Annotated in this window: 11 protein-coding genes and 1 pseudogene; 3 read left to right on the top strand and 9 right to left on the bottom strand. The window is 69.1% G+C overall.

Annotation, left to right across the window (positions count from 1 at the left end):
• The first annotated feature begins 406 nt into the window (after nucleotides 1-406).
• Together ETD83_RS33615 and ETD83_RS33610 are read left to right on the top strand one after the other, a co-directional pair.
• A complete protein-coding gene (locus ETD83_RS33615; protein ID WP_138649237.1) occupies nucleotides 407-889 on the top strand; it encodes a pyridoxamine 5'-phosphate oxidase family protein in 483 nt (160 codons plus the stop codon).
• A 481-nt stretch (nucleotides 890-1,370) separates the two neighbouring features.
• Entirely contained in the window at nucleotides 1,371-1,838 is a 468-nt protein-coding gene (locus ETD83_RS33610) for an ATP-binding protein (protein ID WP_456236758.1), read from the top strand.
• A gap of 22 nt (nucleotides 1,839-1,860) precedes the next feature.
• Here ETD83_RS33610 and ETD83_RS45035 read toward each other — a convergent pair whose 3' ends face one another.
• The 9 genes and pseudogenes from ETD83_RS45035 to paaZ all read right to left on the bottom strand — a co-directional run bounded on the left by ETD83_RS45035 (nucleotide 1,861) and on the right by paaZ (nucleotide 10,771).
• Complete coding sequence (locus ETD83_RS45035) at nucleotides 1,861-2,439, bottom strand: GNAT family N-acetyltransferase (RefSeq protein WP_230421358.1); 579 nt, start codon at nucleotides 2,437-2,439, stop codon at nucleotides 1,861-1,863.
• Nucleotides 2,440-2,490: 51 nt separating this feature from the next.
• A pseudogene (locus tag ETD83_RS45580) lies at nucleotides 2,491-2,727 on the bottom strand (GNAT family N-acetyltransferase); the annotation flags it as partial.
• 550 nt (nucleotides 2,728-3,277) lie between these two features.
• On the bottom strand, nucleotides 3,278-4,561 hold the full coding sequence (locus ETD83_RS33600) for an HNH endonuclease signature motif containing protein (RefSeq protein WP_138649235.1): 1,284 nt from the start codon (nucleotides 4,559-4,561) through the stop codon (nucleotides 3,278-3,280).
• Nucleotides 4,562-5,048: 487 nt separating this feature from the next.
• Nucleotides 5,049-6,101 (bottom strand): 1,2-phenylacetyl-CoA epoxidase subunit PaaE, encoded by a 1,053-nt coding sequence (paaE, locus tag ETD83_RS33595; RefSeq protein ID WP_138649234.1) that lies wholly within the window; start codon nucleotides 6,099-6,101, stop codon nucleotides 5,049-5,051.
• A 2-nt stretch (nucleotides 6,102-6,103) separates the two neighbouring features.
• A complete protein-coding gene (paaD, locus tag ETD83_RS33590; protein WP_138649233.1) occupies nucleotides 6,104-6,592 on the bottom strand; it encodes a 1,2-phenylacetyl-CoA epoxidase subunit PaaD in 489 nt (162 codons plus the stop codon).
• Nucleotides 6,586-7,461: a 1,2-phenylacetyl-CoA epoxidase subunit PaaC gene (gene paaC, locus ETD83_RS33585; protein ID WP_138649232.1), complete on the bottom strand. Its 876-nt coding sequence runs from the start codon at nucleotides 7,459-7,461 to the stop codon at nucleotides 6,586-6,588. The genes paaD and paaC overlap by 7 nt, the downstream gene beginning before the upstream one ends.
• Nucleotides 7,462-7,468: 7 nt before the next feature.
• Nucleotides 7,469-7,753 carry a 1,2-phenylacetyl-CoA epoxidase subunit PaaB gene (gene paaB / locus ETD83_RS33580; protein WP_138649231.1) on the bottom strand — a complete coding sequence of 95 codons (285 nt, stop codon included), beginning with the start codon at nucleotides 7,751-7,753 and terminating at the stop codon, nucleotides 7,469-7,471.
• The gene (gene paaA / locus ETD83_RS33575; protein ID WP_138649230.1) at nucleotides 7,753-8,712 is read right to left on the bottom strand and encodes a 1,2-phenylacetyl-CoA epoxidase subunit PaaA; all 960 of its coding nucleotides are present in this window, start codon (nucleotides 8,710-8,712) and stop codon (nucleotides 7,753-7,755) included. Before paaA ends, paaB begins: the two co-directional genes overlap by 1 nt.
• Nucleotide 8,713: 1 nt before the next feature.
• Entirely contained in the window at nucleotides 8,714-10,771 is a 2,058-nt protein-coding gene (paaZ, locus tag ETD83_RS33570) for a phenylacetic acid degradation bifunctional protein PaaZ (RefSeq protein ID WP_138649229.1), read from the bottom strand.
• A gap of 238 nt (nucleotides 10,772-11,009) precedes the next feature.
• Between paaZ and ETD83_RS33565 the strand changes: the two genes are divergently transcribed.
• A complete protein-coding gene (locus ETD83_RS33565; RefSeq protein ID WP_230421357.1) occupies nucleotides 11,010-11,573 on the top strand; it encodes a TetR/AcrR family transcriptional regulator in 564 nt (187 codons plus the stop codon).
• Nucleotides 11,574-11,773: the final 200 nt, after the last annotated feature.

The raw sequence follows: 11,773 nt of genomic DNA, 5'->3' as shown, positions 1-11,773 counted from the left end.
AGATGTGTATAAGGGACAGCCACCATGATCATGTCGTCCAGGCCCGGGACGTCGGGCGCCATGTCCCGGACGAAGCTCCGCGCGAACCCGACCGACCGCCGCACCCCCGGCAACGTGATCTCGCCGATCACCGCCCGGTCCCGCGCCTCCCCCACAGCATCGCCTCCAGCACCGCCTCCCCGACACCGGGCACGATCGACGTCGAGGCCCGCATCGCCTCGGCCGGCAGCTCGTAACGCGTCCACGACGGCTCCCTTCGCCTCGGGAAAGTCGCCCGTCACTCTCGCTGTACGCAGGGGAACCCGTCGCCCGTTCAGGTCCGGCACGAACGTTTTCCCTGATCGCACCCCCGATCCGACAAACAACGTGTCATGATCGCGTCCAGTCGAAGGATGGAGGAGGCATCATGAATCTGCCGGACGACCTCGACCAATTGGCACGTGCCATCATCGACGCGAACCGCTACATGACCTTGGGCACGACCGAACCCGACAACCGCCCGCGCCTTTCCCCGGTCTACTTCACCCACGCCAACTACCAGACGTTCTATTGGGTGTCGTCCCCGTCCGCGCAACATTCCCGCAACGTTGAGGCCCGCCCATCCGTGGCCCTCGCCATCTACGACTCAACCGCGGAAATCGGCTACGGCCGCTGCGCCTACATAGACGCGACCGCTTCCATCGTCCCAGACGAAGAACTACCGCAACGCTGCGCCGAAGCCTTCGCCCGCACCGACCCAGGCGCCAGGGCATTCCAGCCCGAGGAACTGAGCGGCGACGCCCGCCTGCGCCTCTACCTGGCCCACGCCACAAACCACGAAGTGCATGTCCCCGGCCGCGACCCGTCGAACGAGAGCGGCATAGACACCCGCCGCCAAGTCAACCCCTAAACCGGCGAGCGAACGTCCTCCCACCTCACGCACCCGATCATGCACGGAGGGCTGACGGTGTGAGGAATGCCCGCCCGAAACCAACCCACAGTGCGACTCCGGGATCCTGGCCAGGCCAGATCGGCTTGGCCCTCCGCAAGGCCCGCGAAGCCAACAACCTGACCGTCAACACCGCCTGCCCACCGCTACAGCCGCTCCAGCTGCTCCAGAAGTTGGCTCAGCACCCTGGAAACGGCCTCCACACCGTCGACCCCGAGAACTAGCCGACCTTCTCGACTTCTACAACGTCCACGACGCTCCCCTCCGAAGGTCCCTCCGACCCTCCCCTTCTCTACCTCGCCGAGCACGCCGGGCACACCGCCAGCCAGAGTAGGGAGCGGCCCTGCGAGGGCCTTATCTCACCCGGTGCTTTGGATCTCAGGAGTCTTGAGCGGTAGTTGGCGCTCATACGCAACTTCCAGCCGACCCTCATTCCCGCCTGTTGGAGACCCGCGCCTACTCGGGAACCGGCAAGTTGTACCTGCTGATCGCGCTGGGCATCGATGCCGCGATGAAGGGCTTCCGAGTCAAGTACACCTGGCCATCAAGCTGGCGAACGAGCTGGTTGAGGCCGCCAATGATCTGCAGCTGTCCAAGACCATCGCGCTACGGCCGAGTCGATCTTCTCTGTATTGACGAGCTCGGCTACATGGCGCTGGTCCGGCGCGGCGCCGAGTTGCTGTTCCAGGTTCTGACCGAGCGGGAGGAGAAGAACAGTCTGGCCATCGCTTCAAACGACAGTTTCGGGGGCTGGACCAAGACTTTCACCGATCCCCGCCTCTGCGCCGCAATCGTCGACCGCCTCACCTACAAGGGACCATCATCGAAACCGGCACCGACTCATGTCGCCTCGCGCAGACCCGCGCCCGGACCGAGTACAACGCCGGCTGAGCCTTCGGCCGCGACTTGATCCGGCGGGATTCACCGACTCTTCAGGTCCTCAATCGGTGGGTTGATGTCTCCACGAGCAGACGTTCTCGCACAAGGCGGTAGCCGACCGCCCGATTCACGGCGAGCATCGGCGCGTTCTGCTGGTTGACCGTCACGGTGACCGACTCGACTCTGGGGAACAGCTCATGCAGGCGCAAGGTCTGCCGGGCCTTCATCCAGCGAGCCAGCCCGCCGCCTCGGTGCCCAGGCAGCACCGCGGTGTCGTGCTGCTCAGCCACCCTGGCTTCCCAAGACGCAACCGTGGTGACCGTGGCACCGACCACCTCGTCCGACGGTGAAGGAACCACCGCACCGACGAGCAGGTGCCGGCCGCCCATCCCTGCCTCCCATGCACGGACCGCCGCGGTGTCCCAGGCCCGCGACGCCATCTGCAGCTCGGCGCCCGGAGCGTCCAGCACATGGCCCATCACCCGTCCGAACGGGGCCACCCGGTCGGCGGGCGCCGCCCCCTGCCAGAACACCAGCCGGTGATCCGGGTGCGCAGCCATCGCCAGCTCATGGCAGCGCCGCAGCGTGTCCTGATCGAGTCGCTGCTCGTGCAGTTCCAGTCGCAACACCACTCGCCATCCGCCAACAAATGGCTCTCCAGGTGGTCCCGCCAGTACGGTCGCCTGGATCCGCTCCACACCCGCGTCCGCAGCGACCCGAGCAAGCAGCCTGGACCCGACTCCCCTTCGCCGCGCCGACGGTGTCACGAACAGGCGAAGGAACCCGGCCGCGGGATCGTGCTGCTGGGTCCGCAGTTCTGCCACGCCACAGATCGACCCGGCCCTACGCGCCAGCCACCGTCGCGCACGACCCCCGGCCTCAACGCGCAACTGTTCAGCCAGTACTCCGGGATCAACCACCCCGCCCGAAAGCTCCGCCTGCCCCTCTCCGAACACATGGCACCAGGCATCCAGATCTCGTTTCCCGGATGCCTTGGCCTCGAACGCCTCAATAGCTAGCAAGTTCGCGACCTCCCTGCGGCCCCGTGACGCCGCTGCCTCGCCAGTGCCCACCCAAAGCGGTCGAAGCGGTGTCCAAAGCCATCAACATTCTCGGCCTGTTGATCACCGGCCGGTGCCCGAACCCGTCAACAAACGGTGCCGCTATCGACGGCACAGCCAAGACAGCAGCGGTGACCCCCGAAGACACGGGACACGGTGACCCCTCGAAGGCATGTCCCCGAGACGCCGTTGAGGTCGTCTGAAGTCCGCTGAGGTCGTCTCGGAGGTGGGGCGCATGGGTGCATGCCTTTCGAGATCCTTCACAGGGCCCTACGGCCGCCGCCCTGTCAGGTGTTCGACCGTCCACCCCGGGAGCCCCGTCCCGCTCCAGCGGTGATGGGACTCCCCCGCGATCCAGCCAGCCCAGCCAGCCCGCCAGCCCCGGCCGTCGCGTGAGAGCGGGGACTGGTCAGGCGGCCTGTGCGAGTCGGCCGGATTGGTCGTGTCGGGCGGGTTGCTCGGGTCGGCTGGGTTGGGTGGCTGGTGTGGGTGGGGTGGTGGTGTGGGGTGGTGGGAGGACGCGGTAGATGTGGCGTCCGGTGGTGTCGCGGATGATGTGGAGTTGTTCGGCGTTGGTGTGTTTGAAGCGGTTGTGCCATCCGCAGCACAGGGCGAGTTGGTCGATGTCGGTGGGGGCGCCTACCGCCCAGCCGGTGACGTGGTCGACCTCGCACAGGGTGCCGGGGACTTCGCAGCCTTGGACGGCGCAGGTGGGGTAGAGGGTTTCCAGGACCTGGCGTTGGCCGGGGGTGGCGAACCGGGCCCGGTGCCCCAGGTACAGCGGCACATGCCCGCGCCCCAGGATGAGGGCGGAGACACCGGCGCTCAACGCGATGCGGCGGACGTGCGCGGCGGGGATGGGGGTGCCGTCGGTGCGACGCCCCGGGGTGGTGCCGCCGGTGAGGGTGTCCAGGTCGCAGATCACGGTGACCTTGGTGGCGCGGTGCCCGCCGGCCAGCACACCGGTCAGCGCGGCGGCGGTGCGCTCGGGCAGGTCCCGGCGGTCGTCGGCCCCGGCGGGTTTGGCCAAGGGCGCCAGGGTGCCGTCCCACACGGCGGTGTCTTCGGCGTTGAGCCAGCCTTTGAGGTAGCGGCCGCCGTCCAGGGAACGGGTGCAGGTGATCCAGGACCGTTCGTACCCGCGCCGCGAATCGTCGTCGGCGGTGTCGGTGCCGTCGCGTTCGGCGATCACCTCACCGATCCGCCGCCCGAACGCGGCCACCTTCGCGGCCGAGAACCCTTGGTCGACCATGCCGAGCAGCACCGTTTCGGCTTGGGTGCAGTCTTGGTCGTTGAGGCGGGCGACGGCGTCGGTGATGGTGGTGGCGTGGCCGTGGGTCAGGTTCCCGGTGGCCAGGCGTTGGGTGAGGCGGGGCAGGCGGTGGCGTTGGCGGGCCAGGGTGATGCGCTCTTTGGCGCGGGTTTCGCGCATGCCCAGCCGTGAGCGCAGCCAGGCTTGGGTGGAGGGCAGGCCCCAGCGGCGCAGTTCACCCGAGGTGTCCACCCGGGCGATCAGGGCGGCCAGCGCGCTCTCCTGCTGATCGGATGCGGCGGCGAGGGTTTCGGCGATGTCCATGCACGCGGCCGGGGATTCGGGGGTGTTGCGTCCGGCGAGTTCGTGGGTGATCGCGGCGATGGCGTTCACCAATTCCCTGGTGGACGCCGCTGCGAGATCAACCTCAACCGAACCCATGTTCGAATGATATCAAGCACGCACCCTTACCTGTCGTGGAATAGGGGTGGTGTGGGGTTGGACTTTTGTCACCGGTTGGATAGTCGGAGTCAACCCGAAACAGGACGGCCATTCCGAAGCCGTCCCCCATCCCCATCCCCATCTTCGAATTCAGGGAACTGAGTGTGTGGGGTGGCGCGTCGCGCGGGGTAGGGCGGAGCCTGCCCGACGAAAGCTGGCCCCGTACGCAGCGTCACCCCATCCGAACACTAGAACACCAGACCACCAGACCACCAGACCAATGGGACCTAAAGCCTCGAATCTAGAACAAACTTCCAGGCCCAGACTTAGACCCCAATCGGGATTTAGTCCGCAAGTAACGCGAAAACCGCAAAGCTAGAGTTTTTCGATGGTGGCGTAGCGGAGGACTAGCGTCCGGACAGCGTAATCACCAGCGCGTTTGGTTGGACTCGCCGGACAACCCGGTCGGCTGAAGGGGGGTGGCCGGTCAGGCGTCGTAGTCGATGGTGAGGCGGGGTGCGGCGGGGATCGATTGGCAGGTGAGGATGTAGCCGGCGTCGATCTCGGCGGGGTCTAGGGCGTAGTTGCGGCGCATTTCCACCTCGCCTTCGACGAGCTTGGCGCGGCAGGTGCCGCAGACGCCGCCCTTGCAGGCGAAGGGGAGGTCGGGGCGCACCTTCTGGGCCGATTCCAGGACGGTCGCGTCCTGCGGCTGGGCGAGGGTGGTGGAGCGGCCGTCCAGGATTACGGTGACCTGGCTGGCCGGGCCCGTGGGGGCGGACTTCTTGCGGTTCGGCTCGGGCGGGACCTCGTCCACGTGGAACAGCTCCTGGTGGACGCGTTCGCGCGGCACGTCGAAGCCCCGGAGGACGCGTTGTGCGTCCTTGACCATGGCGAAGGGGCCGCAGAGCCACCAGTGGTCCACGTCGGCGACGGGCACTAGGCGGGGGAGGAGGACGCGGAGTCTGTCCGCGTCCAGGCGACCGGTGAACAGTTCGGCTTCGCGCGGCTCCTGGGACAGGACGTGGACGAGCTCGAAGCGGTCAGGGTGCGCGTCTTTGAGGTCGGCCAAATCGTCGGCGAACATGACCGTCCCGCTGCGCCGGTTTCCGTAGAGGACGGTGACCTGGGCGGTGGGGTCGGTGAGGGCGGACGCGGCGATCGACAGGACGGGGGTGATCCCGGAACCGGCGGCGATCAGCACGTGGTGCGCGGCCTCGTCGGCGGAGAGGGTGAACTTGCCCGACGGGGCGAGGACCTCGATGGTGTCGCCGGGGCGTACGTCGTGGACGAGCCAGGACGAGAACAGGCCGTCCGGGATCTCGCGGACGCCGATGCGCGGCGCTGCCCCGGCGGGTGCGCAGATCGAGTAGGAGCGGCGTTCCTCGCGGCCGTCGATCATGCGGCGGAGGGTGAGGAACTGGCCGGGACGGAACGCGTACTCGTCGCGCAGGGGTGGCGGCACGTCGAAGGTGACCGCGGCCGCGTCGTCGCACAGGCGCTCAACACCGGCGACGCGCAGGGCGTGGAAACCAGGCACGGTCAGATCTCCTTGAAGTGCTCGAACGGCTCGTGGCAGGCGTCGCAGCGGCGGAGGGACTTGCAGGCGGTGGCGCCGAACCGGGACAGCTCGACCGTGTCGGACGAGCCGCAGCGCGGGCAGTCGATCCGGCGGGTCGGGCCCAGGGTGAGGGGGATCGGGCCGGATGTGCGGCGTGGTGCGGAGCCCGGGGGCGATATCCCGGCGGCTGACAGTTTGCGGCGGCCCGGCTCGCTGATCCAGTCGGTCGTCCAGGGCGGGTCCAGGACGGTGCGGACCTGGACGTCCGCGTAACCGGCCTCGGTCAGACGGGTGCGGAGGTCGTCGCGCATCGCGTCCAGGGCGGGGCAGCCGGTGTAGGTCGGGGTGATGGTCACCTCGACGCGGCCGGACGCCTCGCTCACGTCGCGGAGGACGCCGAGTTCGGCGAGGGTGAGCATCGGCAGCTCGGGGTCGGTGACCGTTTCGGCGATCGTGCGGGCGTTCACCATGTCGCCCCCGGGTGGGCGCGGGCAACGCTTTGCAATTCGGCGAGCAGGTCGGAGAGAGGCGTGGAGTGCTTGCCGTCACGTCCGGCCGAATTCGCCGGTGGGGCGGGGGCGGGGCGTCGCAGGGTGGCCTTTGTCAGTACCTCGTCCAGGACGGTGTCGAACTCCTCGCGGACGTCGGACGGGTCGACCGCAACGCCCATGGCGGCCAGGTCGCGCTCGATTTTGTGTGCCGTGAACAGCTCGCCTGTGTGCGGCCATAGCGCGTCCAGCGCTCGTTGGGTGCGGGCATGGGAGAGGTCGGTGCCGTCGCCGAGGCGGATCGTCCAGAGGGCGGCGTGGTCGCGGTGGTAGGCGACCTCCTTGACGCTTTTTGCGGCGATTGCCGCGAGCACCGGGTCACGTGACGTGGTGAGGCGGTCGAGCAGGGCCAGGCGCCAGGTCGCGAACATCAGGAGGCGAACGGTGGAATGTGCGAAGTCGCCATTCGGCAACTCGGCCAAAACGATGTTGCGGAATTCTGGGGCGTTGCGGAAATAGGCCAGGTCGTCTTCGGCCCGGCCTGCGTCTTCGGCGGTGCCCGCGCGGGAGAGCAGGAGGCGGGCCTGGCCCAGCAGGTCCAGGGCGATGTTGGCGAGGGCGACCTCCTCCTCCAGCTCTGGCGCGTGCGTGCACCATTCCTGGAGCCGGTGCGACATGATCAGCGCGTCGTCACCGAGCATCAGGCAGTACGCCGACAGGGCGTGCCGGTCGATCCCGTCCGGGACGGACGTGTCGATCCCGGCGAGCGGGTCGTGGAAACCGGTGCCGAACGCCCAGCGGGTCTCGTCATTGTCCTCGGCTATCGCGCCGAGTGCGTTGTCGAACGCCATTACGGCCTCACATGTGCGGGACGTTCTCAGGAATGTCGTAGAACGTCGGGTGCCGATAGACCTTGTCGCCGCTGGGGGCGAAGAACGGGTCCTTCTCGTCCGGGCTGGACGCGGTGATGTCCTGCGCCTTCACGACCCAGATGCTCACGCCCTCGTTCCGTCTCGTGTAGAGGTCGCGGGCGTTGCGGAGGGCCATTGTGTCGTCGGCGGCGCGCAGCGAGCCGACGTGCACGTGGTTCAGGCCGCGCTTGCCCCGGACGAACACCTCGTACAGCGGCCAGTCCTTCTCCATTACGGCCTCCTTTCCGCGCGCTCGGCAATCTGCTTCGAAGAGGGTGCGGCGGTCTGCTTCGCGGCGTGGGCGGCGGCGGCCTCGCGGACCCAGGCGCCGTCCTCGTGGGCCGTGCGCCGGACGTCGATCCGCTCCGCGTTGCACGGGCCGTCGCCGCTGATCACGCGTTTGAGTTCCGACCAGTCGATCTCGCCGAAGTCGTGGTGGCCGCGGTCGGCGTTCCAGCGCAGGTCGGGGTCGGGGAGCGTGACGCCGAGCGCCTCCGCCTGCGGGACGGTCATGTCCACGAACCGCTGCCGGAGCTCGTCGTTGGTGTGCCGTTTGATCTTCCACGCCATGGACTGCGCGGTGTGCGTCGAGTCGGCGTCCGGCGGGCCGAACATCATGAGGGACGGCCACCACCAGCGGTTCACCGAGTCCTGCACCATCTCGCGCTGTGCGTCAGTGCCGCGCATCAGCGCCATCAGCAGCTCGTAGCCCTGCCGCTGGTGGAACGACTCCTCCTTGCAGATGCGGATCATCGCGCGGGCGTAGGGGCCGTAGGAGCTGCGGCACAGCGGGACCTGGTTGCAGATCGCGGCGCCGTCCACCAGCCAGCCGATCACCCCGACGTCGGCGAACGACAGCGTCGGGTAGTTGAAGATGGACGAGTACTTCTGCCTGCCGGAGATGAGCTTTTCGGTGAGGCCGGTGCGGTCGGCGCCGAGCGTCTCGGCCGCCGAGTACAGGTACAGGCCGTGGCCCGCCTCGTCCTGCACCTTGGCCAGCAGGATCGCCTTGCGGCGCAGCGACGGCGCCCGGGTGATCCACTCGCCCTCCGGCTGCATGCCGATGATCTCGGAGTGGGCGTGCTGGGCGATCTGCCGGACCATCGTCGTCCGGTACGCGTCGGGCATCCAGTCGCGGGGCTCGATGCGCTGGTCGCGGTCGATCGTCCGGTCGAAATGCTCCTGCGTCATGTCATTTCCCCTCCGGGCCCGCGGGCCCCGGGCGCTTGGCGACCAGGGTCAGGACGTCGTACTTCGCGACGACCGCGCCGTCCTGCCGGGTGACCTCGGTGTCCCAGCGGACCTCGCCGTAGGCGGCGTCCTCGCGCGGGGTGAGCTGCTTGGCGGTGAGCCTGACGGTCAGCTCGTCGCCGGGGAAGGTCGGCGCCATGAAGCGCAGGTTCTCCAGCCCGTAGTTCGCCAGGACGGGCCCGGGCTCGGGGTCGACGAACAGACCGGCGGCGAAGGAGAGCACCAGGTAGCCGTGCGCGACCCGTCCGCCGAAGAACGGATTCGCCTTCGCGGCCTCCTCGTCCATGTGCGCGTAGAAGGTGTCGCCGGTGAATTCCGCGAAATGCTCGATGTCGGCGAGGGTGACCGCGCGCGGACCGGCGACGACCGTGTCTCCCACGCGCAGCTCTTCGAGATGCTTGCGGAACGGATGCACGTCGTCGGGCCGGGTGGGCGCGCCCGCTGTCCAGCGGCCCGTGATGGCGGACAGCATGGACGGCCCGGCCTGGACGGCTGTGCGCTGCATGTGATGCATGACGCCGCGCATTCCGCCCATCTCCTCGCCGCCGCCCGCGCGCCCCGGACCGCCGTGGACGAGCGGCGGAAGCGGAGAGCCGTGCCCGGTGGACTCGGCGGCGTTCTCGCTGTTCAGGACGAGCAGCCGTCCGTGCCACGGCGCGGCGCCCAGCACGACCCGGCGGGCGAACCCGGGGTCGGCGGTGACGACCGAGCCGACCAGGCTGCCCTGCCCGCGGGCGGCCAGCGCGACCGCCTGCGCGGCGGTGCCGTCGTAGGGGAGCAGTGTGCTGACCGGGCCGAACGCCTCGACCTCGTGCGGCTCGGCGCGTCCGGGGTCGTCGGCGCGCAGGAGGACGGGCGACATGAACGCGCCGCGCTCGGCGTCGGCGTCCACGACCTCGACGCGTTCCGGGTCGCCGAACGCGATGCTGCCCGCGTCCAGCAGCGTCTTCAGGCGGCGGCGCACCTCTTCGCGCTGCTCAAGCCCGGCGAGCGCGCCCATCCGGACGTCCGGGTTGGACGGGTTGCCGATCTTCACCCGGGCTAGGCGTTCGCCCGCCGCTTCGGCGACCGCGTCCATCAGGGCGGCGGGCACGAGCGCACGCCGGATCGCGGTGCATTTCTGGCCCGCCTTCACCGTTATCTCAGTGACGAGCTGCTTGACGAAGAGGTCGAATTCCGGCGTGCCGGGTGTCGCGTCCGGGCCGAGGATCGAGCAGTTCAGCGAGTCGGCCTCCGCGTTGAAGCGGACGGAGCGCCCGACCACCATGGGGTGTGTGCGCAGCTTGTGGGCGGTGGTGGCGGAGCCGGTGAACGCGACCAGGTCCTGCTCGGTGAGATGGTCGAACAGGTTGCCCGTGCTTCCGCAGACGAGCTGGAGCGTCCCCTCCGGCAGGACGCCCGACTCGATGATCAGCTCGACGAGGCGCGCGGTCAGGTACGCGGTCTGGCTCGCCGGCTTGACCAGGGTCGGCATGCCCGCCAGGAACGCGGGCGCGAGCTTCTCCAGGGGGCCCCACATCGGGAAGTTGAACGCGTTGATCTGCACCGCGACGCCGTGCAGCGGGGTGCAGATGTGCCGTCCGGCGAACGTCCCGCCCTTGCTCAGCGGCTCCACGTCGCCGTCGACCAGGACGGTGTCGTTCGGCAGCTCGCGCTTGGCCTTGCTCGCGTACGACAGCAGCACGCCGATGCCGCCGTCCACGTCGATCTTCGAGTCGGCGAGGGTGGCTCCGGTGCGCGCGGACAGCGCGTACAGCTCGTCGCGGTGCTCGCGCAGTTGCAGGCCGAGCTGCTTCAGCAGCACCGCACGCTGGTGGAAGGTCAGCTCCCGCAGCGCCGGGCCGCCCACCCGGCGCCCGTGCTCCAGGGCCGCGCCCATGTCGATGCCGGACGACGAGATCCGCCCGATCTCCGCGCCGGTCACCGCGTCGGTGAGCGGGACGCCCTCGTCCTGCGGAACCTGCCAGGCGCCGGACACGTAGCTGGGAAGCGGAGCCATCGGCCCTCCTCGACGTCGGCGGCCGACCTGAATTACCGACCGTCCGTTCAGTCAGGATATCACCCCGGAACCGGTCACCGGAGAAGGCTCCGGCGCTGCGATAATGGCCGCCGTGACCAACGAGCGGGACGGACGCGACGGGCGTGGCAAGCGCGACGGGCCCGGCCGCCCCGGCCGACCTGAGCGGCGCGACGGGCGGGCGAACCGGCGGGGGCGGCCCGGCTACGACAAGGAGTCCCTGCTGCGGGTCGCCGTCAAGGTGTTCAACGAGCGCGGCTACGACGGCACCAGCATGGACGAGCTGGCGAAGCGGCTCGGCATCAGCAAGTCCGCGATCTACTACCACGTCGCGGGCAAGGACGAGCTGCTCCAGCTCGCCGTCGACCGCGCGCTCGACGGGCTCTTCGCCGCCTCCGACGAGGCCGCGGCCGTGGAGGGACGCGCGATCGACCGGTTGGAACACCTCGTCCGGGCGAGTGTCGCCGTCCTCGTCGCGGAGCAGCCGTTCGTCACCCTGCTGTTGCGGGTGCGCGGCAACACCGCCGTGGAGAAGCAGGCGCTGGCCCGCCGCCGGGAGTTCGACCGCCTGGTGTCCGGGCTGGTCGCGGAGGCCGAGGCGGACGGCGACATCCGTCCCGACATCGATCCTGTGATCACGGCCCGGCTGCTGTTCGGCCTCGTCAACTCGCTGATCGAGTGGTACCGGCCACGGCGCGGCGGGGCGGGCGCCGACGAGATCGCCGACGCCCTGTGCAAGGTCGCCTTCGACGGCCTCCGCACCCGCCCGGCCGAGTCCGAGTAGGCGGCTGGGTGGCTGAGCGCATCGGGCGCGTCGGGCGCCCGATGCGCTCTATGCGGGCGGGTCCGGCGGGCCGGGCTTAGAGCGTGTCTCATGTGGGTTGGGTGTGGTCTGCGGGATAATCCGGGATCGTGTCGGATCTTGCGCTCCGGTTGGTGCCGGATGAGTTGTGGGAGCTGGTCGAGCCGTTGGTTCCGGGGTTC

The sequence above is a fragment of the Actinomadura soli genome (genome assembly GCF_005889715.1).
In the GTDB taxonomy this organism is placed as follows: domain Bacteria; phylum Actinomycetota; class Actinomycetes; order Streptosporangiales; family Streptosporangiaceae; genus Spirillospora; species Spirillospora soli.
The sequence above is the reverse complement of the archived record's forward strand: the minus strand, read 5'-3'. Positions and strand labels throughout refer to the sequence as shown.

Excerpts from the sequence above, each read along its gene's own strand:
- ETD83_RS33615 (WP_138649237.1), top strand. The coding sequence starts at position 407 with ATGAATCTGCCGGACGACCTCGACCAATTGGCACGTGCCATCATCGAC.
- ETD83_RS33600 (WP_138649235.1), bottom strand. The coding sequence starts at position 4,561 with ATGGGTTCGGTTGAGGTTGATCTCGCAGCGGCGTCCACCAGGGAATTG.
- paaD (WP_138649233.1), bottom strand. The coding sequence starts at position 6,592 with ATGGTGAACGCCCGCACGATCGCCGAAACGGTCACCGACCCCGAGCTG.
- paaC (WP_138649232.1), bottom strand. The coding sequence starts at position 7,461 with ATGGCGTTCGACAACGCACTCGGCGCGATAGCCGAGGACAATGACGAG.
- paaB (WP_138649231.1), bottom strand. The coding sequence starts at position 7,753 with ATGGAGAAGGACTGGCCGCTGTACGAGGTGTTCGTCCGGGGCAAGCGC.
- paaA (WP_138649230.1), bottom strand. The coding sequence starts at position 8,712 with ATGACGCAGGAGCATTTCGACCGGACGATCGACCGCGACCAGCGCATC.
- paaZ (WP_138649229.1), bottom strand. The coding sequence starts at position 10,771 with ATGGCTCCGCTTCCCAGCTACGTGTCCGGCGCCTGGCAGGTTCCGCAG.